Origin of the sequence: Intestinimonas massiliensis (ex Afouda et al. 2020) (assembly GCF_001244995.1) — a bacterium.
Taxonomy (GTDB): domain Bacteria; phylum Bacillota; class Clostridia; order Oscillospirales; family Oscillospiraceae; genus Intestinimonas; species Intestinimonas massiliensis.
In genome coordinates this window covers 734,011-760,367 of record NZ_LN869529.1, presented here as the reverse complement: position 1 = coordinate 760,367, position 26,357 = coordinate 734,011, and the positions used below count along the sequence as shown (strand labels likewise).

Here is a 26,357-nt window from a genome sequence, read left to right as displayed (position 1 = left end):
AATCTGACCTGTTTTTAAAATCAGGTCAGATCGGAGGACTCTCATGCTCACCATCACGCTGGAACCACACGGCGCCCAGCCTCTTTATGAACAGCTCTACCGCGGTATTCGGCACAAAATCGAACAGGGGGCCCTGGCTGCCGGCGAACGGCTCCCCTCCAAGCGGGCCCTAGCCTCCCATCTGAAGGTCAGCATAGTGACCGTAGAGGGGGCCTATGGCCAACTCCTGGCGGAGGGCTATCTGCGCTCTGAGCCCAAACGCGGCTTTTTTGTCCAGCCCTTCGAAGCGCAGCCCGCCCCAGCCGCCATCCCAGCCCGGCCTTCCGCCGCTGCGTCTGTAAAGGAAAAAAGCATTCAATATGATTTTACCACCAATGCGGTAGACACCGCCCGCTTCCCCTTCTCCACCTGGGCCAGACTCATGCGGGAGGTTCTGACGCAGGAGGACAGCGGCCTTCTGGCCGCCAGTCACCCCCAGGGGGTGGAGGAGCTGCGGCAGGCCATCGTCCGCTACCTGGGAGACTTCCGCGGTATCCAGGCCGAGCCGGAGCAGATTGTGGTGGGCGCCGGGTCTGAATACCTGACCGGCCTGCTGACCCAGCTCCTGGGCCGGGAGGGGGGCTACGCCGTGGAGGACCCCGGATACCGGAAGCCCGCCCGCATCCTGGCCAACAACGGCGCGCAGGTGCTGCCCATCCCGCTGGACGCCCAGGGACTGCGGGTGGATCTGCTGAAGCGGAGCCGCGCACGTGTGGCCCACGTCACCCCCTCCCACCACTTTCCCCTCGGTATGGTCATGCCCGTGACCCGGCGCAGGGCTCTCCTGTCCTGGGCGGGACAGTCGGAGGACCGCTATATCATTGAGGACGACTACGACAGCGAGTTCCGTTTTTCCGGCCGCCCTATCCCCGCTCTCCAGAGCCTGGACACCGGGGAACGGGTCGTCTATCTCAACACCTTTGCCAAGAGCCTGGCCCCCTCCCTGCGCATCAGCTACATGGTGCTGCCGCCCCATCTGCTGGCCCGTTACCGTCAGGAGCTGCAGTTCTATTCTTCCACGGTCCCCTCCTTCGAGCAGTATACGCTGGCCCGATTCATGGAGCGGGGGCACTTTGAGCGCCATATCGCCCGCATGCGCACGCTTTATAAGGGAATCCGGGACTCCCTTCTGTTCGCCGCCCGGGAAGAGGGGATCACCTCCCGCGGGACCTTCTCCGGCGCGGAGGCGGGCCTCCACCTGCTGCTGCAAATGAACAACGGCATGACAGAGCCGGAGCTGGTCCGCCGGGCGGCGGAGGCCGGCGTGGGCGTCTATCCCCTTTCCAGCTACTATCTGGCGCCCGGGGCCCGCTCTGCCCTCCCCACGCTGGTCATGGGCTATGCCCGGATGCGCGGGGAGGACATGGCGCCCGCCTTCTCACTGCTCCGCAAGGCCTGGGCACTGGACCGGCCCTGACAGATGGGGCCGGTTCAGTCGCCGGGCCCCTCCTCCTGCATCCGGATCATCCGGTAGCCCACGCCGATGTGCGTCTGGATATACCGGGGCCGGGAGGGATCTGTCTCGACCTTTTTACGCAGGGTCGCCATGAACACCCGGAGGGAGGGGGTATCCGACGGCAGGGTATTCCCCCAGATTTCCTTCATAATGTAGTTATGGGTCAGCACCTTTCCTGTATTTCGGGCCAACAGGCACAGCAGCCGGTATTCAATCGGCGTAAGGTGGACTTCTCTGCCGCATTTGTACGCACAGCCGGCCGCGTAGTCGATCTTCAGGTCTCCGTTTTCATAGATGCTGTTCCCTTCGCTGGACTTCAAAGTGTCATACCGTACCCGGCGCAGGGCGACCCGCAGCCGCGCCAGCAGCTCTTCCACGGAAAACGGCTTGGTCAGATAGTCGTCGGCTCCGGCGTCCAGCGCGCTGACCTTGTCCATATCCTCACTTCGGGCGGAGACCACGATAATGGGGGTATTGCTCCAGGAACGCACCTTTTTGATGATATCCACCCCATCCATATCGGGCAGGCCCAAGTCCAGTAGGATGACGTCGGGATGGCTGGAGGCCGCCTCCAGAATGGCAGCAGCGCCGGTCCGGGCCTTGTGGTACTGATAGTTCTGTGTCTCCAACGTCGTAGTAATCAGATTGCCGATGGCCACATCATCCTCGACCACTAGAATTTGCGGTTTATTCAATGGGATTCACCTCCGCAGAATGCAGCGTAAACATAAAAACGGCGCCGTGGGGCGCGTTGTCCTCGACGGATATGGTGCCGCCGTGGGCCGTCACAATCGACCTGCAAAGGGAGAGCCCCAGGCCCAGCCCCCTCCTTCCGTCCCCACGGTCGTTGTTGGCAGTATAAAACATATCAAAGATCTTGGATTTGGCTTCCGGGCCCACGCCCGGTCCGTCGTCCGCCACCCGCACTTCCACCATATCCCCCCTCCTTGCGGCGGAAAGTACGATATTGGACCCAGGCGGCGTATACTTGATGGCGTTGTTCACCAGATTGATGACCACCTGCACCATCAGCCGGGCGTCCATCCTGGCCATCAGCAGGTCATCCCCCAGTTCCACCGTGATGCGGTGTTCCGGCGCATGGCGGTCCAAATGGGCCAACGCCTCCTGAAACACCTCCTCCAGAAGCTCCGGCTGCATACGAAGCTCCATGGTGCCGTTCTCAATGCGGGTAACGGACAGCAGGTTTTCCACCAGATTGGTCAGCCACATGCTGTCGTCATAGATGGAAAGGTAGAGCTCGTGCCGCTTCGATTCATCCAGCAACGCTGAATTCTCCACCAGAATGCCGGCATTTCCCGAAATGCTGGTCAGCGGCGTGCGCAGGTCGTGGGAAATCGCCCGCAGCAGGTTGGCCCGCAGCGCCTCCTGCCTGGCCTTTTCTTCGATCTCCCGGCGCGCCCGATCCAGCATGGTCTTTTCCAGTACCAGGCCGCACTCGTCCAGGATAGCGATCATCAGATTCTTTTCAAAGGCATCCGGTTCTGCTCTCTCCGCCATGGAAATCCCCGCTACGGCCAGCACCCCGCGCTCGCCCCGGACCGCCAGATACAAACAGCGGGCGCTGGGCAGCGTATTGGTCGTCGCGCCCGCGTGCTTGTTGTTTTTCTGCACCCAGCAGGCCACCGTCCGCTCCTCCGGGCGCAGATAAATGGCCGTATCCTCCTCAGACTGCGCGGGGTAGACGCGGGGGCTTTCCGGCATCTGCCCGCCGTTCACTGGGTAGAACAGGACTGTCCGCTCCAGCAGCTTGCGCAGTTGCCCCGCCGTGGTGTCCAGTATGGCCGTCTCCCCTTCTGCCTTCTGGAGCTTTTGGCTGGTCTCCAGCAGAACCTGGGTGCGGTAAGCCTTTTGAGCTGCCTGCCTGGCCTGGCTTTTGACGCGCAGGGTCAGAGAACTGGTCACCAGGCTGGCTACCAGCATGACGGCGAAGGTCAGTGGATAGCCCGGGTCGTAGGCCAGCAGGGTAAAGCGCGGCACCGTAAAGAAGAAGTTGTAGACCAGAACGCTGACCAGAGAAGCCGCAGCCCCATAGCCCCTGCCCCCCGTCCACACCGAAGTGAACAGCACCCCCAGGATGTAGACCGTAACAATGTTGGCCTCACTGAAGCCCAGCAGGTAAAAAAGCCATCCCACCACCGTGGCCAGAGCCAGGCACAGCGCCGTTTTTCCCGCATCCGCCCAAGAGAAATGGGGATGCCAACGCCGCGCCTCCTCCCGGGGGCGGTAGGGCGGCTGGTTGTCAGGGATGATATAGATATCCAGATCCGGCGAGCACTCCGTCAGCCGGTCCACCAGACTCCTGCCCCGGGTACGCAGCGAGCGCTTTCGGTTGCTGCGGCCCAACACGATCTTGGAGACCCCGGCGGTACGGGCATATTCGGCAATCTGGACGGCCGCATCGTCGCCATAGGCGGTAGCAATACGGGCTCCCAGCTCCTCCGCCAGACGCAGGTTGGCCCGGAGCCGCCGCCGATCCTCGGCGTTTTGGGTCTGAAAATCCGGCGTCTCCACGAAAAGGGCCGTAAACTCACTGTGGAAGGCCTCCGCCATTCGGGCCGCGGTGCGGATCACCTTGGCGTTGGAGGGCGAAGCCGACAGGCAGGTAAGCACATGCTCGTCCCCCACACTGGGACGGCCCGCTGCTTCGGAGGTCCTGCCCAGTCGGTCGGCCGTGCGGCGCAGGGCGATCTCCCGCAGGGCCGCCAGGTTTTTCTGGGTAAAGAAGTGGTCCTCGGCCCGGCGGGCCTGAGCCGGCCGGTAGATTTTCCCCGCCCGCAGCCGCTCCAGCAGGTCGGCCGGTTCGATATCCACCAGTTCTACCTGGTCGGCGGAATCGAACACCTTGTCCGGCACCCGCTCTCGGATGGATACGCCGGAGATGGCGGCTACAATGTCGTGCAGACTTTCCAGATGCTGGACATTGATAGTGGTATATACGTTGATCCCCGCCCGGAGCAGCTCTTCGATATCCTGATACCGTTTGAGATGGCGACAGCCCGCCGCGTTGGTATGAGCCAGTTCATCCACCAGTAGGAGCTGTGGGCGGCGTTCCAGGGCCCCATCCAGGTCGAACTCCTGAAGTTGAATCCCCTTATATGGGATGCGCCGCGGCGGCAGCCGCTCCAGCCCCTCCAGCAGAGCCTGCGTCTCGGGGCGGGTGTGGGGCTCGATGTATCCGGCCACCACGTCCGCGCCCATGCTCTTGGCGTGATGGGCGGCCTCCAGCATGGCGTAGGTCTTGCCCACACCGGCCGCATAGCCGAAGAAAATCTTCAGCTTTCCACCCGTCTGTTCTTTCTGGGGCCCCACCTCCATAAGCGGTTCCCCCGGGTCCGGCCGAAAATCCGTCATCGGCTTCACCTCCTATGGAATTGAGTATATCATATCCTACATGTTCACGGTGTTATTCTTTTGATCCGCTGTATTAAGATTATGTTAAGACCCATTTTTAACGTAATCTTAACACAGCGGCTTTTTCTTTAACAGGGACCTAACCCGCGTTATGTTATGATGGCGTTAAGAATCCGGGGGGCACCTTGCTCCTCGGCATGGATCGCGGGGGAACGGCTTGGCCTTCTGGAAAAATGAACATGTAACACCTGCTCAGGTCATCATATTGGGTTTTCTGCTCCTCATACTTACCGGGACAGGGCTTCTGATGCTTCCCATCTCCAGCCGTTCGCCCGGCGGCGCCCCCTTCCTTGACGCGCTTTTTACCGCCGCATCCGCTACCTGTGTCACCGGGCTCGTCCTGCACGATACCGTCACCTACTGGTCTGAGTTTGGGCAGGCGGTGATCCTTCTGCTCATCCAGACGGGCGGTATGGGCGTGGTCACCACGGCTGTCGCAGTCTCACTGTTCACGGGCAAGCGCATCGGCCTGCGGCAGCGCTGCCTCATGCAGGAGGCTATCGCCGCCCCCCAGGTGGGCGGTATCATTCGAATGACAGGCTTTATCCTGAAAGCCACCTTCCTGATGGAGGCGGCCGGGACCCTTTTCCTCGCGTTGCGCTTCTGCCCCGAGATGGGGCTCTTTCCGGGACTATGGTTCAGCCTCTTCCACTCCGTCTCCGCCTTCTGCAACGCCGGATTCGACCTGATGGGGGCCGCGGGACCCTTTTCCTCTCTTACAAATTATGTTGGGGACCCCCTGGTGTGCGGTACCATCATGGGCCTGATCGTCGCGGGCGGCATCGGCTTTTTCACCTGGGAGGACCTTTGCCGCTACCGCTGGCATTTGCACGCTTATCGCCTTCAGTCCAAGCTCATTTTGACCATTACGGCGGCGCTGATCCTCCTTCCGGCACTTGCCCTCTATCTGTTCGAGTTTTCCCAGCCCCGCTGGGAGACCCTCACCTTCTCCGAGCGTCTGCTGGCCTCTCTCTTCCAGTCGGTCACTCCGCGCACCGCCGGCTTTAACACCGTCGATCTGACCCGTTTGGCCGGCAGCTCCCAGATGCTCCTGATCCTCCTGATGCTCGTCGGCGGCTCCCCCGGCTCCACCGCCGGCGGCTTTAAGACCACCACCCTGGCCACCTTCCTGCTCAGCGTCCGGGCTGTATTCCAAAAGCGGGAGAATATCCAATGCTTTGGACGCCGCCTGCCTCCCGCTACCCTGCGCAGCGCGGTGTCCATCTGTACGCTGTATGCCACCCTCTTCCTCACCGCAGGGGTGCTGATTGCGGCCTGGGATGGCGTCCCCCTCTCCTGCGCCCTTTTTGAGACGGCCTCCGCCATCGGCACTGTGGGACTTTCCCTGGGGATCACCCCGGAACTGAGCGGGCTCTCCCGTCTGGTTTTGATTCTGCTCATGTACTTTGGTCGGGTGGGCGGGCTCACCATGATGTACGCCCTGCTCTCCACCAGCCACGTCCCGGCCCCCGCACAGCTCCCCATGGAAAAAATTGCAGTCGGATAAAGGAGTCTTCCCCTATGAAATCAGTTCTTCTGATCGGCCTGGGCCGCTTCGGCCGCCATATGGCGCTCAAGCTCCACGAACTCAAGCACGAGATCATGGCGGTAGACAGCAGTGAGGAGCGAGTCAATGAGGTTCTCCCCTTCGTCACCACCGCCCAGATCGGAGACAGTACCAACGAGCAGTTCATCGCCTCCCTGGGCGTGCGAAACTTCGACCTGTGCGTGGTGGCCATCGGCGATGATTTTCAGAGCTCTCTGGAGACCACCGCTCTTCTAAAGGAATACGGCGCGCCCTTCGTCCTCTCGCGGGCCGCCCGGGACGTCCACGCCAAGTTCCTGCTGCGCAACGGAGCCGACGACGTGATCTATCCGGAAAAGCAGATGGCGCTCTGGTCGGCCGTACGCTACAGCTCGGACAACGTGTTCGACTATATCGAACTCACGCCGGAGCATGCCATCTATGAGACCCAGGTCCCGGAGCCGTGGGTGGGCAAGACTATCGTGCAGCTAGCTGTACGGCAGAAATACCACATCAGCATCCTGGCCATTAAGCGCAGCGGCCGTCTGGAGCCTCTTCCCGGCCCGGACCATACCTTCCAGCGCGACGAGACGCTGCTCGCCCTGGGCAGCAACCGAGACATGCAGAAATTTCTCCATCTGTAAAAACCAAGCGCCCCTTGCAGCAGACATTTTGCCGCAGGGGGCGCTGTCCTTTCCCGCAGGCTCTTAACCCGTTCTTAACGCCGCCGCTCAAACACAAACACTTCTTGAACAGCAGGCGTGCTATCCTGTAAGAAAGGAAGTGGTGGTATGGCAATTCTCACAATACTTGTCGCCTTCCTCCTGTTCGGCGTACTCGGCCCCCGGTGGATGGACCAGCTTGACCGCTTCATCGCCGGAGTTCGGCACGGGACAAACGGGGACGCATCGGAACCACATTCGCACACCGCAGTCAAATAGAGGCCGCAGCACCACGGGCGCATCCATATGGATGCGCCCGTCTCCTGTTCTAACGCCCCGCTTTGGGGCTGTCCGCCCGCTCGGCAAATACCGCGCCGCCCATGAGGGCAGTATCATTCTGCATGAAGCGGCAGCAAAGGCATTGAAAGCAGCGGGCATATCCGGCAAGCTCCCCCATGTTGCCGCCCTGCAAGCCGATTATGCAAAGCTCCATACGACGTTATCAAGAGGAACATTGACAGCGTTTTGCGGCAGGACAGAGAGCCGGAACGGGATAAGGAAGTGGAACGGGGATAAATAGGGGCATAGACATTTAGTCTATGGTATGATATGATATTTCATACAAGATGATTTTGTAGTGACAGACAAATTGGAATTTGATGAGGTGAGAAGATGATCACAGGATACTATTGTACAAATATTTTTTCTGAGCAAGCGAAAGAACTTATAGATTTCTATAGAGAGGTATTAGGAATACCCTTTATTAAGACAGATGTGGACGAATCAAATGGAGTTTATCTTGGCTTTATTGAAAACGCCCCTACTCTTTGTATATGGGATTGTAAAGCATTCGACGCACAGCCGACGGGACATCAATCATTTGTTTTTCAAACAGATAATCTCGATTTAACGATGGAAGGTTTGAAGAAAAAAGGGGTTCCGCTGTCCAAAGCCATTCGACATGATTGGGGAACTTACGAGGTTCGCTTAAGCGATATTGACGGAAACGAGGTCGTAATAGTTGAGTTTGCGTAATTGACAACTTCCAGTTTGTAGGGCTGTTTCAGTATGCCTTTGGCGGAGAAGGCAAATTATACTATTGGGAGGCTGGATTTATGTTAGAAAAAATCAACTTACTTGCAGAGGCTAATAGGGTTGATAGGCTATATGTTTATAAAAAGGTTGGTAAACTGAATGGTCATACCCTTAGCGTAGTCAATGTGGAAAATAGAACATTGGATTTTCATATCCATGAAGATTCGGACGAGTTATTTTATGTTATTGAAGGAAGTTTTCAGTTAGAAACAACCGACGGATTGACGCGGGTAGATGCGGGTGAATTTATCATTGTACCCAAAGGCATCTTACACCGTCCCGTAGTCACATCAATGACTAAATTTTTAATGATTGAATTAGATGGAACACTGAATAAAGAAAATAGTGGAGATTTATATGAGGATTAAGCTGAATAAAAAAGAACCGGGCGCGGCAGCCAATCACTGACTACCGCGCCCGGTCTTGTTGTGGGGTGCTGTTTCCTGCGTCCTGTCACGCGATAGAACGCCGATTTATTCTACATTATCCCCTAAGGACGCCCCGATGGAACGATACGTTCCGTACAGGATGAGAGACTGCGCTGTTTAAAAAAGCCGCCGTAAGCGACAGAACGCTTACGGCGCGCTCCCCCTTGTAATCCCACGGCTTGATTTCTGCCACCCATTCTCCCCACGGAGCGATGCGATCTATCTGCCCAAGAAATTCTTTTTTCTTGGGCGGCACATTATTTCCGCCTATACTGCCCCCCTTTGTTTTGTGCGGTATTGCCTTAGAGCAAATTCCGTTCCGTGTCCTTACCAAACATATGGACAACATTGCCGCCGAAGGTGATGTTGATCTTGGTACCATATTTAAAGCCATTCTTCTGCTCAGAGCTCAGGTCAATGGTAGGCAGAATCACGACTGCATCCTCACCGGCAATGTTAACATGCATATGGATGGTGGAGCCCATGAGTTCAGTAACGTCCACTGTCGCGTTGATAGAAGCTGCGCCGCCTTCACACAGGGTGATGTGGTCGGGACGAATGCCCAAAGTAATCTCCTGAGCTTCAGCGCCGGCAGCCTTCAGGGCAGCCTGCTTGTCGGCAGGCAGTTCGATGATGGCGCCGCAGACTTCCACCGAGTACACATCGCCCATCTTCCGTAGCTTGGCATCGAAGAAATTCATCTGAGGCGTGCCGATGAAGCCCGCGACGAACAGGTTTGCGGGGTGATCGAAGACATTTTGGGGAGTGCCGATCTGCTGGATGAAGCCGTCACGCATGATGACGATACGGTCGCCCAAGGTCATAGCTTCGGTCTGGTCGTGGGTGACATAGATAAAGGTGGTGTTGATCTTCTGGCGCAGTTTGATAATCTCCGCACGCATTTGGTTGCGAAGCTTGGCGTCCAGGTTAGACAGAGGTTCGTCCATCAGGAAGACAGCCGGGTCACGCACGATGGCGCGACCGATGGCAACACGCTGTCGCTGACCGCCGGACAGCGCCTTGGGTTTACGGTTCAGATACTGGGTGATGTCTAGAATCTCGGCAGCTTCGCGAACCTTACGGTCGATCTCATCCTTGGGAGTCTTCTTCAGCTTCAGAGAGAAGGCCATGTTATCATACACGGTCATATGGGGATACAGCGCATAGTTTTGGAATACCATGGCAATGTCGCGGTCCTTGGGAGCCACATTGTTGACCAACTTATCGCCAATCCATAGTTCGCCTTCGGTGATCTCTTCCAGGCCTGCGACCATCCGAAGGGTGGTGGACTTACCGCAACCGGAGGGGCCAACCAGAACGATAAATTCCTTGTCTGCGATCTCCAGATTGAATTCTTGAACCGCTACAACGCCCTTATCGGTAATCTGCAGGTTAACCTTTCCCGGATCGGGCTCTTCGCCCTTCTTTTTACTTTTCTTTTTCTCACTACTGATAAAGGGATAGATCTTCTTTACGTTCTTCAGGGTTACGTTTGCCATATTTTCAAGACTATTACCACAGTGTCTTCGCAAGCTGTGATATCACATCCCCGTACTTTTTCGGATGATGTATTGCGGCAGGTCTCCACACTGCCGCACCGCTAGTCAGGCGGAAATAGTAATCCTCCTTTTTTGCTACAACAAGCTATTATGTGGAGTAACTCGTTCTAACATTGCTGCATGTTACGTTTGCCCAATCGGAAACAGCACCGTCAGTTGCACGGCAAATGAAATACCCGTTTACTGTCAAGGTCTTTCACAAAATGCGCCGTAGCGCACGCTTTTGTGGCGGCTCCCTTCTTCACGTCAGCCGGAGTTCCTGTTTTCCGACAAGGGTTTGATCAATCTAATGTCTGGGTCATAGGGTCGGGGGAAAGCGCAAGCCTGACTATTTTTGCGGGAATGTTTGTGTTCGCAGCCGTGATTGTAACGGTTGCTTCGCCTGTTTGTGCAGAGGGTATCGTCTTTACCCAGAACGCGATAGATCCGCCTACTGTCGCAACCGTCGTCGGTCCAATCACCGCTACGTCGCCAGCCGTCTCGATCTGTAGGATTCCGTTATATAACGGCAAAGCGTTTCCAAGCTGGTCGCAGAACCGGCACACGATTCTCGTCGCGTCAGTCACAGTCGTATGAAGCTCCAGGTCGTCCGGACGCACTTCCAAATCCTGCAGATAGGCATCCGGCGAATAGGTCCGGCGTGCAACTTCCTTCCCGCCAATAAAACCAATCACAGTACCTGCCAGCCATGTGTCTCGCCACGTTCCCGGATTGTTGTCGACGATCACGGGCGGATGCTTCAGACCGCCGTAATTGAGGCTTGGGTAAAACCGACCGATGTTTTTGCCGTAAAGCTCGACCTCGATGTAATCGCAGTTGGTAAATACGACAAAGGGAATGACCATCCCATCATCCGGCTCGCCCCTGGCAAGCAATGTTGCCGGCTCCAGCACAATCTCCGTTTTCGGGTCAACCTGAGAACGATAGAAGTGAGCGGCATATTTGGGGGTTCGGAATGCGCTCATCACACCATGGTAACAGATCTTATCACCGGAGCCATTGTCACCGTGCGTATGGTAATCGAATGCACACCATCCGATCGCGCCCATTGCATCTTTGCGTTCTAAACTCTTTCCCTGAACGGATGCGTGAATCAGTGCATGCTGCGTCTGCCGCTGCACGCCGTCCGTCGGTCTTGTCGGGTAGATGTGCCCGCAAAATTCGCTCACCAGATACGGTACTTTGTACTGCAGCCCCGTGACAGCCTGCTGTGCCTGGAGGACGACCTCCTTATCGTTTCGCAGAAGATGATTGAAGTGAATGAAATCATTAAACGTGTACACATCTTCCAACAGCTTACTTCCCGTGATACAGCGAACACCTGTCGTCGGTCGGTCTGGATCCAAGCCTTTTGCAATCGCGTTAGACTCGGCATAGAACTCATCACAATCGTCGGATTCATTGATTCGGATGCTCCAGATGAAAATGGACGGATGATTGTACTGTACCGTGATCATGTCCCGGATATCCTGATGGGAGACACGCTTGAATTCGTCGCCGCCGATAACGCCCCAGCCGGGAATCTCCGAAACGACCAACAATCCCAGTTTATCACACTCGGCAATGAAATCTTCGGACTGGATATAATGCGAGGTGCGCACAGTATTCACATGAAGCTCGCTGTAAAGGATCTGGGCGTCGCGCTGCTGCACCCGTTTCGGCATGGCGTATCCCACATAGGGATAATCCTGATGCCGGTTCAGTCCGACCAGTTTGACCTGTCGGCCGTTCAGATAGAAGCCCTCGGGTCTGCAGGCAATGGTTCTAAACCCTGTTTTGAACTCAACTTCATCCATCTCCACGCCATCTTTTATGAGGCGCATCTCCACGGTGTAAAGATATGGATGGTCAATGTCCCACAGAGCCGGTGCGGCCATCTTTTCAGGTTCTGGCGAAAGTATCTGGCGGCCACTTGGGATTGTGACCGTACGGGAATACTGCTTGGCACATACACCGTCTTCGCCCTTCAGCAACACGATCATCTCACCGTCGAACGCTTCACCGGCGTTGTCGAAATGGATTTCCGGCTTCAAAACGACCGCGTTCTCCTCTAGTGCATATCGGAACAGCACATCTTCCATCCATGCAGTATCCGTAAGGATCAGATTCACGTCTCTGTAAATCCCGCCATAGGTCAGAAAATCGATGGGCTTGCCAAATGGCGGAATATCCTTGTCCTCGTGAGAATCCACCATCAGCAAAATGGTGTTCTCTCCGGAATGCAGATAAGAAGAGACCTCTACTCGGGAACGGGAATACCCACCCTTATGACTTTGAACGAATTGACCATTCACATATAGCTGATACTGCGCCATAACGCCATTAAATTCCAAAATCGAGTGTTTCCCTCGATATTCTTCCGGCAATCTAAGCCTTTTGAGGTATGTGCTACACATCGCACACTCAGTTTGCCCAAAGCAATTATAGGGAAGTTCCTTTACGATATGCGGCAAATTGATCTGTTGATATTCTGAACTATCGCAGGCTTGCACATCCTCAGGGGAAAAGCTATCTTTGAACAGCCAGTGATTGTTCAAATTAAATATGTTTCTCATGTTTTCCTCCTCAATTAACGTCGATTCATCGGATAGTCGTTCTTAGCCTTTTACAGACCCGGTAAGGCCATCCACAAAACTCCTTTGAAGGAACAGGAACACGATCATCATAGGAAGTGTCGCAATCACCAGTCCAACCATCTGTACGCCGTAATCAGCAACATAGGCGGATGAAGCGATCTTGGATACCATCAGAATAATCGTTTTCTTTTGTTCGGAGGACAACGAAATCATCGGCCACATATAGGCATTCCACGAAGTCATAAACGCATAGATTGCGGCGGCAGCATATGTCGCCCTCATGCTGGGAAACACGATCTGAAAGAAAATCCGCAGTTCACCAGCCCCGTCAATCCTGGCCGATTCAATCATCTCATTGGGGATAGATTTAAAACTCTGACGGAAAAAGAACAGGAGGAAGATGGATCCGATAGCGGGCAGAATGATCGACAGGTGCGAGTTGACCAATTTCATGTCCGCCATCATTTTATAAAGGGGTATCACGAGTGATGTCTGGGGGATCATCATTCCGATCAGGAAGATTACATAGGCCTGTTCGGAGCGTTTTGTGCGAAATTTTTCAAAGCCATATGCTGCCAGCGACGTCACAATCAGACTCAGCACAACGGATAAAACCGCAATTTTCAGAGAGTTGGAAAGACCGTTCCAGATGGGATAATCCCGAAACAGATGTTCCAAATTTGGTATCAAGTTGGTACCAGGCAGAATTCTGCCGTCCGAAATGGCCTTTGAAGTATTGGTTGCGCTTGCAAACATCCAATAGCAGGGAAAAATTGAGATGAGCGCCGCAAGGATCAGTATTAGATAGACAAGAAAACGTTTGGGGGATATCTTTCTTCTTCCCATGTCAGCTCTCCTCCCTTGTAAGCCGTAGCTGCACCAGAGAAAGCCCCGCAATCATCAGCACAATCACCCAACTGATGGCAGCAGAATACCCAAAATTATTCGCATGCAGGAACGACTGCTGATATGTATAGAGTGCTACCGTGAGGGTCGAGTTGGAAGGGCCTCCATTCGTCAGGTTGGCGATCTCATCAAACAACTGCAGCGTACCGATCGTTGAGGTGATGGACGTAAACACGATCACCTGCTTGAGCTGAGGAACCACGATATGGAAAAACTCCTGAAATTTATTTGCACCATCCATGCGCGCGGCTTCGATCGTGTCTCTCGTAATATTCTGCAAGCCGGCAATGTAATACATCGCATTATAGCCTGTCCAGCGCCAACACAGCGCCATGATGATCAAGGCGCGGGCCCAGTTCTTATCTGTTAGCCACGGAATAGGCTCGGTTATGACATGAATCGCTTGCAACGCACTGTTGATCAGCCCATCAAACTGAAACATGGTCCGAAACACAATCGAATATGCGACCAGTGAAGTAATACAGGGCAGGAAAAGCGCCATTCTGAAAAATCCTCGACACTTCAAACCGTCTGTCTGGAGCAGATAAGCGAACAGAAGGCCCAAAAATAGCATAATAGGCACCTGAATTGCCAGAAACAGCACGTTATTGAGCAGAGAATTCCAGAAAATTGAATCGGACAGCAGTCTTTTAAAGTTCCCAAGGCCCACAAACGTCGACGTCAGTCCCTGATGTGAGTAAAGCGACAGCACCAGAGAGTAAACGACAGGGTATAACATAAATACCGTTACAAAGAAAATTGCCGGGAGAGAAAAACTCACCCATGAGCCAGATGTCAAAGATCTTTTCTTCATATTTCGTTACCTGTTCTTCCATAGCATACATATAGTATTTCTTTCCAGCCACCACAGTGGCTGGAAAGAGATACAACGGATGGCGGCGTTCATTCAAATTACTTGCCGATCTGCATGTCATAGTTTTTCTGCACCTTCTGAAGTGCTTCATCCAGCGTCATTTCAGAATCAACATAATTCTGCAAATATGCCTGAATTGCGGCGTTTGCCGTCCAAGTGTTTGTACCATAGTCGACTGGGGGAACCATTGCACCCCAGGAGGCGAAATCGGCATACAGCGGCTTATTATTAAAGAATTCCACAGGCTTGCTATAGGCCTCGCTCTCGCTTGCCGGCAGATATGTCGCAACAGCACCCTGCTCGGCAAGAATCTGACTGTAGAAATCCAGGTCGCCGGCGAAAATCGACTTCATGAAGTCAATCGCTACATCCTTATTCGCAGAGTTTTCCAGGATAACCCAACTGGATCCACCGATATTGGTGTACTCGCTCGCGGAGTCTGTTGTGGTCAGCTTCGGCAGGGGGGCATAATCCCACAGGCCGGCAGCATCTGTCGCGGCCGTAATCGTGGGAGTGGACCAAACGGCGGTCAGCACGAACGCAATCTCACCTGCCTGAATTGCCGAAATCGTCGTAGAATCTTTGGCCTCGGCACGATAGACGCAGTTGTCGTTCCAAAGCGTTTTGATAACATCAAACATTTCCCGCACAGCTTTATTATTGACAAAGTCCGCATTACCCTCTTCGTCGTAGAACCACTCACCTGTGGACTGCATCGCGCTGTCAAACCAAGCAAATGCACAATCGGACGGTACAAAATCGAATGCATACTTTCCGGTTTTTTCCTTGACTGCCTTTGCGATCTCAATCATCTCCGGCCATGTGATCCCCACCAGATCCTCCGCAGTATAGCCAGCCGCCTCCAAGTAATCCTTTCTGTAGAACATGCCGGCAACGCCGCTGTCGAACGGAACGCCATAGACATGGTCATCGACCGTAAGGCACTGGACCTTATAATTTGCAAAATCAGAGAAATCGATCGCATCTGTCAAATCCGCAAACATTCCTTTGTAGTTGGTCAGGAAATTTTTGGCCCAGAAGTCCCCCACCAAGATAATATCGGGCAGGTCATCCGTGACACCGCCGGAAAATGCGGCAACACATTTGCTGCGGACGTCGTCTTCGCTGACGTTAACAACGTTCACCGTGACATCATCATGGCCGGCTGCCTGATAATACTTGCATGCGGTCTCCATCACGGGGATATTGAAATTTTCATCCCAGCACCAAACCGTGAGCGTGGTGTCAGCCTTCTCTTTGTTTGTTTCCGCGGTGGGTGCGTTTGCGCAGCCGCACAGGCAGGAGCCAAGCATCAGCAAACTAAGTATAAGTGCCAAAATACGCTTTTTCATGGGAGGACTTCCTTTCAAGCTTATTGATTGCGGATTCATGATTCGTTTCTGCCGGATCCTCCAGCACGGTTCAATCAGGCTTCCCGTAATCTTAATATAAAAAATATCATCTGGTGCAAACGCTGAAAATGACAAATGTCATGTTTCGGTAAAACTGGTGAATGTGCTGTACCACGCCAGCCTTCTTTTGTGCAAAATGTACCATAATATTTGCCCATTTAACGAAAGAATCTACACAGGAATCTGCGTTGGGGCAGTATTCGTTTACACAGGAGGCGATCCATCTGACCCCATCCGCTGAAATGCAGCGGATGGGGATTCTTTGTAGTGCGAAAGCCTCCGGCTGTGCCGGGGGTTTTCGGACTACAAGAAAAAGGCCCCGGCTCCGCCAAATCTGGCGGAGCCGGGGCCTTGAGCAATACGCTGACCGATATCAGAATTTCAAAAAAACTTTTGCGTGATACAATAAAAACGCATGTGGAAGCATTTGTACTTTCAAAAGCGCATTGGCAAGCGCGGGAGCCCCGTTTCATTTACCAGAATATTCTGCTTTAAATGACATGATATTCTTTCAGCAGCTTTTCAATGTCGGTCCCCCGAATCTTCTCCAGCAGTTTCTTGACAACCATTTTCTCCTTAAAGCCCAGGTCCATCTCCGTCAGCGGCCTGCCGTCGCGTAGCTGAATGGTGGCGTTCAGCAGATCGCGGATATCATAGGTGCTGCCCCAGACCTCCGGCACGCCCCGGTCGATGTCCAGCAGGGTATAAACGGCCTCCATACCGGTGCGCATGGAATACTCGGTGGTGAAGATGGTGTCCCGCCTGGTCTCGGCAAACTGTCCCAGGAAGGCAAAGTTAACGGCACCTTCGGGAACAACGTTGGGGCGGTCGCCCGCGGCGCGGGGCATAAAGAAGGCCGTGATATAAGGCATCATGACCGGCACGGTATTGGCGCTGTGCTCGGCCAACTCCTCGATTTCGCGCTCCGGCACGCCGATGTGGTACAGCCACTCCATGCAGATCTCTTTGCCGGTGCACTCCCGCATGGGCTTTTTTACATAGTCGCCCGGCTTATCGGAGAACAGCCCGTAGACCCAGACCAGGCACTGGTCCTTGGGCTGGCTGCGGAACTGGGGCTGACGGTTGATGGTCCAACTAAGGAGCCAGCCGGAGTCCTTCACTGTGACGATGCCGCCGGTGACCACACCGCCGCTGAAGGGGTCCCGCTTACAAATGTTCTTGATATAGGGAATGATCTTTTGGTCTAGCGTGGTGACGGTAGCACTCATCCAGTTGGACTGCTCGGGATCATAGCAGAACTTATCTGGATGGCCGAAGGAGGGGTCCTGAGCTGCGATTTTGCGCCACATATCCCAGCCGCCGCCCGGCTTGATCTCGGTATTGAAGGCGGCGGGGGTATTCTGGGAGCCAATGGTGGAGTTTTCCACGCAGCCGCCGTTGGTGATAAACACCAGATCATTCTCGGTCAGATCCACGTATTGGCTCCCGCCGTTCACAAGCAGTTCGACGCGCTTGGCCAGCTTTTTGTCAGGCCGGATGTTGAATTCCACATTGACGACCTTGGTATTGTAGTGGAACTGGACATGACGGGATTCCAGATACTTGATCATGGGAAGGATCATAGACTCATACTGGTTGTATTTCGTGAAGCGCAGGGCCTTGAAATCCGGCAGGCCGCCCACATGATGGACGAATCGCTTAATATAGAGCTTCATCTCCAGAGCGCTGTGCCAGTTCTCAAAGGCGAACATGGTGCGCCAGTAGAGCCAGAAGTTGGAGCTCAGCACCTCGTCGTCAAAGAAATCCGTGATGCGCTTGTCATAGAGCTGCTCGTCAGGGGTGAAGAACAGCTTCATGATCTTCATAGCCGCCTTGTCGGACAGGGCAAACTTTCCGTCGGTGTGGGCGTCCTCGCCCCGGTTGACAGTGGCGCGGCAGAGGGAGTAGTTGGGGTCCTTCTTGTTCAGCCAGTAGTACTCGTCCAGAACACTGACACCCTCCGTCTCAATGGAGGGAATGGAGCGGAACAGATCCCACATAACCTCAAAGTGATTGTCCATCTCGCGGCCGCCCCGCATGACATAGCCCACGCCGGGATACTCCCAGCCGTCGCAGGCTCCGCCGGGGATGGGCTCTTTCTCAAAGAGATGGATTTGCTCGCCCTTCATCTGTCCGTCCCGCACCAGGTAGCAGGCCGCGGTCAAAGCAGCCAGACCGGTTCCGATAATATAAGCTGATTTTTGATCCACGCCCTTCGGCTTCTGAGGACGGGCAAACGCTTCATAGTTACCACTGGAATAATACATATAGAGCGCCTCCTTACTCCTTATTTGTGCACATATTATAATGGGAAATATTCTGAAAATAATACGGACAAAAGCAGCCCACATGCCTGAAACTCCCTGCTTCCGAACATCAATTTATGTCTCCTTCATGCAGAGCTTCCCGAAATTCGATATGTGTGCTGCAAATTTATGACATTTGACATTTTTTTATTTTTTACGATTGCGTAGAATATGATTATCACAACAGAAAGGTGACGCAGATGAAAAAAATATTGGTTATCGGAAGCCTGAATATGGATACGGTAATCGAAACGCCGTACATGCCCCAGTCTGGCGAAACCCTCGCCGGGAAAAGCATCGCACTGGTCCCCGGCGGTAAAGGTGCCAATCAGGCCTATACCGTCGGCAAGCTTGGCGGTGATGTCAGCATAATCGGCGCTGTTGCAGACGACAGCATCGGCACAGCGCTGAAAGCAAATTTGGAATCCGTAGGTGTGAATATTTCCGGCATTTCCACTCTGCCCGGCACCACCACCGGCCAGGCATTTATCACCGTGGACGATAATGGCGCCAACTCGATTATTCTAATCGCCGGTACCAACGGCTTGGTCTCCAGGGAGATGATCGATCAACACCGAAGCCTGGTCCAGGCCTGCGACATCGTTATGATGCAGCTAGAGATCGACTGGAACGTCGTGGCTTACGCAAAGGACCTGGCGGTATCCATGGGGAAAACGGTCCTCATCGACCCTGCGCCTGCACTGCCCGGTCTGCCGGACTCCTTCTGGCAGGGCGTGGACTATATCAAGCCCAACGAAACGGAACTGGAGATTCTGACAGGCAGGCCCCTCAACTGCCAAGCGGATCTGGAGGCAGCCGCCGGTGAAATGTTCTCCAAAGGTGTTCGAAATGTCATGGTCTCCCTGGGTGGCGACGGATGTCTGCTGATGAACCGGGAGGGCATGCATTTTTATCCTGCCAAAAAAGTGCATGCCGTGGACACCACTGCAGCAGGCGACTGCTTCATGGGGGCATTTGCTCTGGCGCTGAGCAGGGGTGCGGACGTTGCAGAGGCCATCACCTATGGTCAGAATGCCTCCGCCATTGCAGTTACCCGAAAAGGCGCCCAGTCCTCCATTCCCAATCCAGAAGAAATTCAATTATGAGAGACTCATTACAAAGCTGAAAGACTGGCAGCCCTTGAGCCTGCCAGTCTTTTGGTTCATCCTGATATTCAATAAAACGAAACCGTACTAGTCATCCAGATCCATCAATTCCGCTCCAATTTCTAAATACTGTTTCCTTGAAATCCATATCTTTCCCTTGTGTGCGGACAGTATTCCCTCTTCATAGAACTTGTCCAGGTGTCGATAAAGGGTCCTGAGATTCATATTCAGATCCTGCGCCAGCTCTTTCTTCTGGATTTGGACGGTCACTGGGAAAGGCCGCTCCGCGCAGTAGTGATACAATTTCAAAAGGATACTTCGGCGGGGTGCACCCAACATCAGTTGATCGGTTGTCTGCACATGCTCTCTAAAGAAAATGCATACGAACCGCATGGACATCATCAGCAGCTCAGGGTCGGACTGGATGATCTTCATATAACTGGCCACAGGGATTTTTGCATAGGTACAGTCTGTGAAGCATTTCATGGACACAGTATGGCAGCGATCATCCGTCACAGCCTCGATCAGGCCGAAGATCTGCATGGCATCCCGGGTTGAGTCCGTAAACACTTTCCCACCCTGACTGTACTTTTCGACACAGCACGTCCCCTCCAGCAAAATATAGATATATTCCAGCGGCTCAAATATATGGAATAAATAGGTGTTGGCCTCTTTTCGGTGCATCAGACGCGGCGCACAGGCGGAGAGGTCCTGAATGGTCTGCGGCGAGTGGGGGAATTGATATGCCTCCTGGATAGAACCGTCAAATTCCCGGATGCAGTTGTAGATTTGGTGCAAAAACACCGATGTGTCTTTGAGCATACTAACCAACCTTTTTCAAAAATGACACCTGTCATTTTATGTTGTTTGTTCATATGATATCATAATTTCACAAGGTCAACAATATCAAAAACGCGAAAGGAGCAGACCTGTTACGATGAACATTACTGACATGAAAAAAGAGGTAAAAGCCGTCATCGACAACTGTGCCCTTACCCATGAGCAAGCGATGATGAACCTATCTTCGATTCCGTTGAACTATGTGGAATTTTTCGATACCACCCCGCGGTTCCGGGAGCTGCGGGAAGCCGGCGTCCTGTGTACCATGAGCGAAGGCAACGGCACCTACGCCCCCCGCTACGTTCTGCCCGACTATGAAAAGCTGATGCGGGAGGGCTGCAGGTTCCTGAGACTGGACCCCCCTACCAACCTGTGGGAGGCTGTCACTGTCCTGGAAATCTTCTACCAGCATATTCCCTCTGTCACCCACTTTCCTGTATATCTGGGACCGGTGGACAAACTGCTGGAACCCTTCATCGAGGATGAGGAAGAAGCCAGAAAGCTGATCCGTCACTTTCTCATCTTCCTGGACCGCACCATCTCCGACTCCTACTGCCATATGAATCTGGGGCCCGAAGAGACCCGCGCCGGCCGCATGATCGTGGAGATCCAGAAGGAGCTGTGGGAGAACGCCATCCCCTCCATGACACTGCTGTACGACCCCGACATTACCCCAGACGATTTTGCAAGGACCTGCGTGGAATGCGCTTTGGCCTGCGCCAAGCCCAGCTTCGCCAATCACAAGGAGTACAGCAAGCTCTACACTACCCCCTACGGCATTGCCAGCTGCTACAATGCCCTGCCCATCGGCGGCGGTGCTTTCACCCTATCTCGCATCGTGCTGAGCAGATTGGCCGAACGGGCCAAGGACAGCGAGCACCTGATCCATGATCTGCTGCCCATTGCGGTCAAGGAGCTGTGCGACTACATTGAGAAAAAGATCACCTTCCTGGTGGAGGAGACGCACTTCTTCAAGTCTAATTTCCTGGTCCAGGAGGGTTTCGTCAGCTTGGAGAAATTCACCGGCATGTTCGGTCTGGTGGGTATGAACGAATGTGTCAATATTCTGATGGCAAAGGAAGGCAAGAGCGGCACCTACGGCCACAGCGAGGAAGCCGACGCCATGGCAAAACGCATTCTCGATAAACTGACCACGTGCATGGAAAGCTACGAGAGCCGCTTCTGCGACTGCACCAACCATCACTTCTCCCTCCATGCCCAGGTCGGCATCGCCGATGACTATTCCATCAGCCCCGGCGTACGCATCGCAATCGGTGATGAGCTGCCCCTGCATGAGCACCTGCTCCACTGTAGTCAGTTCCACCCCTATTTCAAATCCGGTGTGGGCGATATCTTCCCCTTCGACGAGACTGCCAAGCGCAACCCCGACGCCATCGTCGACCTGATCAAGGGCGGCTTTGCCCAGGGCATGCGCTACTTCTCTACCTATGGCTCCGACGCTGACGTCATCCGCATCACCGGCTATCTGGTCAAGAAGTCTGACATCGCCAAGCTCGATGCCGGCATTGCTGTTCAGCAGGCCAACGCCACCTGGGGGCTTGGCGAGGTCCGCAACAGCCGCATTCTGGAAAGAATGGTGCGGAGCCTGGAATGAAAGCGCTTGTCAACAGAATCATCCACACCAGCGTCGTGGATGGGCCCGGAAACAGAGCTGCGATCTTCCTGCAGGGCTGCAATTACACCTGTAGCTACTGCCATAATCCCGAAACCATCCATCGCTGTGTCCATTGTGGTGTCTGCGTCCCTGTCTGCCCCACCGGGGCCCTGACCATGGAGCTGGACAAGGTGGTCTGGCGGGAGGAGAAGTGCTGCAAATGTGACCAGTGTCTGGCCGCCTGCCCCAATATGGCCTCGGCCAAGGTCCGAGAATATTCCGCATCCGAGGTAATGGCGCTGCTGAAGAATGACCTCCCCTTCATCCGGGGCATCACCGTCTCCGGCGGCGAATGCTCCCTACAGCGGGATTTCCTGCTGGAGCTGTTTACCTTGGCCAAAAAAAAGAAGCTCACCTGCCTGATGGACAGCAACGGCAGCTACGACTACACGGCTGATGCTGAACTGATGGCTGTATGCGACGGCGTCATGCTGGATGTGAAGGCCTGGGATGACGGCCTGCACCGCAAGCTCACCGGCATGGGCAGCCGGATGGTCATCGACAATGCCGTCCAGCTCGCCAAAGCTGGCAAGCTGGAAGAGGTGCGAACCGTGGTGGTACCGGATTATCTGGACAGCGAGCAGACGGTGACGGAGATCACCCGGCTTCTGTCCCCCTTCTTGGAAACGGGCTCCATCCGCTACAAGATCATCGCCTACCGCCCCTTTGGCGTCCGGCAACCCTTTCGCAGCCAACTGCGGGTCCCCACCGCCGATGAACTTCAGCATCTGGAGGATATCGCCAGACGCAACGGCTTTACCGACATTGTGCTGATCTGATATCAGCAGCGCCGCATGAGGAAACACAAGACAATAAAACTGCAGTTTTTTTGTAATTGGATCCCAAAATACATACGAAAAGAGGAAAAACGTGAAGATATTTATTGATTGCGATCCCGGTGTGGATGATTCCATTGCAATCTTGTTCGCCCTGTTCCGAAAGGATGTGGAAATCGTCGGTATTTCCACTAGTGTTGGTAACGTATCCGCTTCCAAAGGCGCTGAAAACGCAATGCGCATTCTGAAGCTGGCTGGTTATGAAGGCAAGGTCCCCGTATGTGCCGGTGCAGAGAAGCCTCTGCGGGGTGAATGTGAGGACTTCCCCACCTTCATCCACGGCGACAACGGCACCGGAAATGTGGAGCTTCCCGCAACGTCCCAGCGCCCGATGGACATGGATGTTTCTGACTTCATGTATCAGAAGGCCTGTGATCACGCAGGCGAACTGGTTTTAATTTCCCTGGGAAGAATGACAAACCTGGCCAACACCCTGGCAAAATATCCTGATTATGCCGGAAAGATCAAGCGCGTCGTGGCCATGGGTGGTACGGTGTATGCGTCCGGCAACGTCAGTCCTGTGGTAGAAGCTAACATCGGCGGCGACCCCGAGGCGGCCGACCTCGCCATGCAGGCCGATTGGGACATGACGTTGGTGGGGCTTGATGTGACCACCGTGACCCATCTTACCCGCGCCGATGTAGACAAGCTGCTGCGCTGCTGCAATCCTGCCAAGAAGGATGCCGTATCCTTCATCTCCAAGGCGTTACAGCACTATATGAACGGCAGCCGCATCCAAAACTACACCATGGAGTACAGTCCCCTCCACGACCCCCTTGCCATGGTGGTCGCTGTGGATCCCAGCGTGGTAACCACCCGCAAAATGGTGACCCGTGTAGAATGCGGCGGCACCTACTGCCGCGGCAAAATCGTGGTGGACCTGCGTGAGCAGCCCATCGAGGGCAGATTCGTCGAGCACTGCCTGGAGGTCAACTCCAGAAAGGCGCTGAATGAACTGTTCGCAGCATTCCAGAACTGATTATTTTTGGTCCAACATACATGCGGCAAACATTGCCGTAATACAGGAGGATATTATGAAAAAGACGATTGCAATTGTGATGGCCGTCATGCTGGCCAGTCTGCTGTTCGTTTTCGTCCAGGCACTGCGCATCCATGTGGCATTCAATCTGCCTGAACGCATCCTGCAGATGCTTCCCTACCTGCTGACGCTGGCCGTGCTCATCGGCTTCGGCCGCCGTGTCCAGGGACCCCAGGCTGCGGGCGATATCAAGGACTGACGGAGGTAACTATGAGTACTACACTGAATAAAATGTCTGTTACCCTGGGCCAGAAGCAGTATCACATTGCCCTGACGCCCGAGGATATCGGCGAATATGTGCTCCTGCCCGGGGACCCCGCCAGAAGTGATATTGCCGCCAAGTATTTGGACAATGCCGAGCTAAAGGCCAATAACCGGGAGCACCGGACCTTTACCGGCCATTACAAGGGCATCAGGGTTAGCGTCACCTCCACCGGCATGGGTTGCCCCTCCGCCACCATCGCCGCTGAGGAGTTGATAAATATTGGTGCCAAGACCCTGATCCGCATCGGCAGCAGCGCCGCCCTGGACCCCAGAGTCCAGATCGGCGACCTGATGATCACCATTGGCGCCATGAAAAATGAAGGCACCTCCCGGTTCTATGTCCCCCAAGGTTTTCCCGCTGTGCCCGACCTGGAACTGACCAGCGAACTGATCTACACCGCCCGGGAAATGACCCGAGGCACGGATTTCTCTGTTTACACCGGCATCACCTCCTCTGACGACGCCTTCTATGGTGAGACACCGGAGTTCCTGGACAAGCTGCGCTCCTACAAAGTAATGAATCTGGATATGGAGTCCTCCGCCCTGTACACCGTGGCCCACCTGCGGGGTGTCAGGGCTGCCACCATCAACGGCACCTCCGGCAACCTGACCAACGCAGAGGTCATCTATACCAAAAAGAATGAGCGGCTCCACGATGCATGGGAAAAGGAGATCCAGATCGTCCTGGAGACCATCTACCGCATGGAGCAGCGGAAAGCCGCAGAAAGCCGGAGGGGAAGGAGATGAGCAAGGATTTACTGGTTAAGAATATCCGCTGGCTGGTAACCTGCAACGACGCGGGCGAGGTACTGGAGCATGCGTCTATGCTGGTGCGCAACGGCGTGATTGTCTCCATCGACCAACCGGGTGATGTAAAGGCTGACGAGGTCATCGACGCCTCTGGTATGATCCTCTACCCTGGCATGATCAATGCCCACCACCACCTGTATCAGATTTTCAGCAGAAATCTGCCTCAGGTCCAGCGGATGGAGCTGTTCCCCTGGCTGAAGACTCTATACGAGATCTGGAAGAATCTCGAAGAGGAAAGTATCTACTATAGCTCTATGTCCGGAATGGGTGAGCTGCTGAAAACCGGCTGCACCACCATCCTGGACCACCATTATGTCTTCCCTCAGGGTAAGAGTGACCGGTTCCTGAATGTGCAGTTTGCCGCGGCTGATGAACTGGGTGTCCGCTTCCACGCCACCCGCGGCAGCATGGACTTGGGCGTCAAGGACGGAGGTCTTCCCCCTGACAGCGTAGTCCAAACCATTGACAAGATCATGTACGATTCTGAGGCTGCAGTCAAGCAATTCCACGACCCCAGCCGCTATTCCATGCACCAGGTGGCTCTGGCCCCTTGCTCTCCCTTCAGTGTCAGCGAAGAACTGCTGCGCCAGACCGCCATTTTGGCCCGTCAGTTGGGCGTGCGGATGCACACCCACCTGGCTGAGACAAAGGACGAGGAAGCCTATCTGTTGGAGCGGCTGGGTATGCGGCCCCTGGAATACATGGAAAGCCTCGGCTGGATTGGGTCTGATGTGTGGTACGCCCACGGCATCCACTTCACTGACGAGGAGCTGCAGCGCATGGCCAAGACCAAGACCGGCGTGGCCCACTGCCCCATCAGCAACATGAAGCTCTCCTCGGGCATTGCGCAGCTCCCCAGAATGCTGGAGCTTGGCGTTCCCGTTGGGTTGGCTGTGGATGGCTCTGCCAGCAACGATGGCTCCAACCTGCTGGAGGAGTTGCGGGTAGGCTATCTGCTGCACCGGCTTAATAACTCCGCCACTGCCCCCACCGGTTTCGACATGCTGCGCATCGCCACCCGCGGCAGCGCCAGCCTCCTTGGCCGCGATGATCTTGGTTATATTGCCCCTGGCATGGCGGCCGACTTCTTCCTGATCGACAGCAACCGTCTGGAACTAACCGGAACTCTGCAAGATGTTGCCGCAATTCCCGCTACCGTCGGATTCAAAGGCAGTGTAGATTACACTGTAGTCAATGGCCGGATCGTTGTCAAGGAAGGACATCTGGTCAACGTGGACGAGGACAAGCTCGTCGAACAGGCCAACCTTTCCGTTGCTCGGTATCTGAATCAAAACTGACTCTCCTTCTCGAGGGCGTCGGCCGGTTTTATCCGGTCGGCGCTCTTAGCAGAGTGGGCGCAGGATTGGTAACGAAAGCCGTATATCTCCCCTTTCCTTTTCAGCAATATGGTTCCTCCTATAGGCTGTGTCCTGATGATGGACATTGGCCTCATCTGAAAGAAAGAGCACATATTGTTCTGTGCGCTTTCGCCCACGTGATATCCAGTGGCATTGCAG

22 protein-coding genes are annotated in these 26,357 nt (G+C 54.6%); 12 read left to right on the top strand and 10 right to left on the bottom strand.

All coding sequences use genetic code 11. From position 1 onward, the window contains the following. Positions 1 to 43 precede the first annotated feature (43 nt). Positions 44 to 1,456 carry a MocR-like pyridoxine biosynthesis transcription factor PdxR gene (locus BN2154_RS07595; RefSeq protein WP_050618240.1) on the top strand — a complete coding sequence of 471 codons (1,413 nt, stop codon included), beginning with the start codon at positions 44 to 46 and terminating at the stop codon, positions 1,454 to 1,456. Between the two features lie 14 nt (positions 1,457 to 1,470). Here the strand turns inward: BN2154_RS07595 and BN2154_RS07590 are convergent, their stop codons facing one another. Both BN2154_RS07590 and BN2154_RS07585 read right to left on the bottom strand, forming a co-directional pair. Further along, entirely contained in the window at positions 1,471 to 2,190 is a 720-nt protein-coding gene (locus BN2154_RS07590) for a response regulator (RefSeq protein ID WP_050618239.1), read from the bottom strand. After that, a complete protein-coding gene (locus BN2154_RS07585) occupies positions 2,183 to 4,867 on the bottom strand; it encodes a sensor histidine kinase (RefSeq protein WP_050618238.1) in 2,685 nt (894 codons plus the stop codon). Before BN2154_RS07585 ends, BN2154_RS07590 begins: the two co-directional genes overlap by 8 nt. A gap of 217 nt (positions 4,868 to 5,084) precedes the next feature. Here BN2154_RS07585 and BN2154_RS07580 point away from each other — a divergent pair, with 217 nt between their 5' ends. Next, complete coding sequence (locus BN2154_RS07580) at positions 5,085 to 6,434, top strand: TrkH family potassium uptake protein (protein WP_094762411.1); 1,350 nt, start codon at positions 5,085 to 5,087, stop codon at positions 6,432 to 6,434. A gap of 14 nt (positions 6,435 to 6,448) precedes the next feature. Next, positions 6,449 to 7,096 (top strand): potassium channel family protein, encoded by a 648-nt coding sequence (locus tag BN2154_RS07575; RefSeq protein ID WP_050618236.1) that lies wholly within the window; start codon positions 6,449 to 6,451, stop codon positions 7,094 to 7,096. Between the two features lie 346 nt (positions 7,097 to 7,442). Here the strand turns inward: BN2154_RS07575 and BN2154_RS16610 are convergent, their stop codons facing one another. Beyond that, a complete protein-coding gene (locus BN2154_RS16610) occupies positions 7,443 to 7,607 on the bottom strand; it encodes a hypothetical protein (protein WP_438819135.1) in 165 nt (54 codons plus the stop codon). A 179-nt stretch (positions 7,608 to 7,786) separates the two neighbouring features. Between BN2154_RS16610 and BN2154_RS07570 the strand changes: the two genes are divergently transcribed. Both BN2154_RS07570 and BN2154_RS07565 read left to right on the top strand, forming a co-directional pair. After that, a complete protein-coding gene (locus BN2154_RS07570) occupies positions 7,787 to 8,149 on the top strand; it encodes a VOC family protein (RefSeq protein WP_050618235.1) in 363 nt (120 codons plus the stop codon). An 80-nt stretch (positions 8,150 to 8,229) separates the two neighbouring features. Next, positions 8,230 to 8,577, top strand: coding sequence for a cupin domain-containing protein (locus BN2154_RS07565; RefSeq protein WP_050618234.1), 348 nt, complete (start codon positions 8,230 to 8,232; stop codon positions 8,575 to 8,577). A 362-nt stretch (positions 8,578 to 8,939) separates the two neighbouring features. Here the strand turns inward: BN2154_RS07565 and BN2154_RS07560 are convergent, their stop codons facing one another. From BN2154_RS07560 to BN2154_RS07535, 6 genes are all read right to left on the bottom strand, one after another. Then, positions 8,940 to 10,136, bottom strand: a complete 1,197-nt coding sequence (locus tag BN2154_RS07560) for an ABC transporter ATP-binding protein (RefSeq protein ID WP_050618233.1) — start codon at positions 10,134 to 10,136, stop codon at positions 8,940 to 8,942. A 341-nt stretch (positions 10,137 to 10,477) separates the two neighbouring features. After that, positions 10,478 to 12,751: a glycoside hydrolase family 2 protein gene (locus tag BN2154_RS07555; RefSeq protein WP_050618232.1), complete on the bottom strand. Its 2,274-nt coding sequence runs from the start codon at positions 12,749 to 12,751 to the stop codon at positions 10,478 to 10,480. A 42-nt stretch (positions 12,752 to 12,793) separates the two neighbouring features. Then, a complete protein-coding gene (locus BN2154_RS07550; RefSeq protein WP_050618231.1) occupies positions 12,794 to 13,618 on the bottom strand; it encodes a carbohydrate ABC transporter permease in 825 nt (274 codons plus the stop codon). Between the two features lies 1 nt (position 13,619). After that, the gene (locus tag BN2154_RS07545) at positions 13,620 to 14,492 is read right to left on the bottom strand and encodes a carbohydrate ABC transporter permease (RefSeq protein WP_050618230.1); all 873 of its coding nucleotides are present in this window, start codon (positions 14,490 to 14,492) and stop codon (positions 13,620 to 13,622) included. Positions 14,493 to 14,590: 98 nt separating this feature from the next. Continuing rightward, the gene (locus BN2154_RS07540; protein WP_050618229.1) at positions 14,591 to 15,904 is read right to left on the bottom strand and encodes a type 2 periplasmic-binding domain-containing protein; all 1,314 of its coding nucleotides are present in this window, start codon (positions 15,902 to 15,904) and stop codon (positions 14,591 to 14,593) included. Positions 15,905 to 16,455: 551 nt separating this feature from the next. Next, complete coding sequence (locus BN2154_RS07535; RefSeq protein ID WP_050618228.1) at positions 16,456 to 18,231, bottom strand: oleate hydratase; 1,776 nt, start codon at positions 18,229 to 18,231, stop codon at positions 16,456 to 16,458. 239 nt (positions 18,232 to 18,470) lie between these two features. On the opposite strand from BN2154_RS07535, the gene rbsK reads away from it, so the two are divergent. Then, positions 18,471 to 19,376: a ribokinase gene (gene rbsK / locus BN2154_RS07530; protein WP_050618227.1), complete on the top strand. Its 906-nt coding sequence runs from the start codon at positions 18,471 to 18,473 to the stop codon at positions 19,374 to 19,376. 87 nt (positions 19,377 to 19,463) lie between these two features. On the opposite strand, the gene BN2154_RS07525 is transcribed toward rbsK, so the two are convergent. Continuing rightward, positions 19,464 to 20,198, bottom strand: coding sequence for a Crp/Fnr family transcriptional regulator (locus tag BN2154_RS07525; RefSeq protein ID WP_050618226.1), 735 nt, complete (start codon positions 20,196 to 20,198; stop codon positions 19,464 to 19,466). Between the two features lie 130 nt (positions 20,199 to 20,328). On the opposite strand from BN2154_RS07525, the gene BN2154_RS07520 reads away from it, so the two are divergent. The 6 genes from BN2154_RS07520 to BN2154_RS07495 all read left to right on the top strand — a co-directional run bounded on the left by BN2154_RS07520 (position 20,329) and on the right by BN2154_RS07495 (position 26,138). Then, on the top strand, positions 20,329 to 21,831 hold the full coding sequence (locus BN2154_RS07520; protein ID WP_050619574.1) for a YjjI family glycine radical enzyme: 1,503 nt from the start codon (positions 20,329 to 20,331) through the stop codon (positions 21,829 to 21,831). Beyond that, positions 21,828 to 22,670, top strand: coding sequence for a YjjW family glycine radical enzyme activase (locus BN2154_RS07515; RefSeq protein WP_050618225.1), 843 nt, complete (start codon positions 21,828 to 21,830; stop codon positions 22,668 to 22,670). The genes BN2154_RS07520 and BN2154_RS07515 overlap by 4 nt, the downstream gene beginning before the upstream one ends. Positions 22,671 to 22,761: 91 nt before the next feature. Next, on the top strand, positions 22,762 to 23,706 hold the full coding sequence (locus BN2154_RS07510; protein WP_050618224.1) for a nucleoside hydrolase: 945 nt from the start codon (positions 22,762 to 22,764) through the stop codon (positions 23,704 to 23,706). A gap of 55 nt (positions 23,707 to 23,761) precedes the next feature. Further along, a complete protein-coding gene (locus BN2154_RS07505) occupies positions 23,762 to 23,965 on the top strand; it encodes a hypothetical protein (RefSeq protein ID WP_050618223.1) in 204 nt (67 codons plus the stop codon). 11 nt (positions 23,966 to 23,976) lie between these two features. After that, positions 23,977 to 24,777, top strand: coding sequence for a nucleoside phosphorylase (locus tag BN2154_RS07500; RefSeq protein ID WP_050618222.1), 801 nt, complete (start codon positions 23,977 to 23,979; stop codon positions 24,775 to 24,777). After that, complete coding sequence (locus tag BN2154_RS07495; RefSeq protein ID WP_050618221.1) at positions 24,774 to 26,138, top strand: 8-oxoguanine deaminase; 1,365 nt, start codon at positions 24,774 to 24,776, stop codon at positions 26,136 to 26,138. The genes BN2154_RS07500 and BN2154_RS07495 overlap by 4 nt, the downstream gene beginning before the upstream one ends. Positions 26,139 to 26,357: the final 219 nt, after the last annotated feature.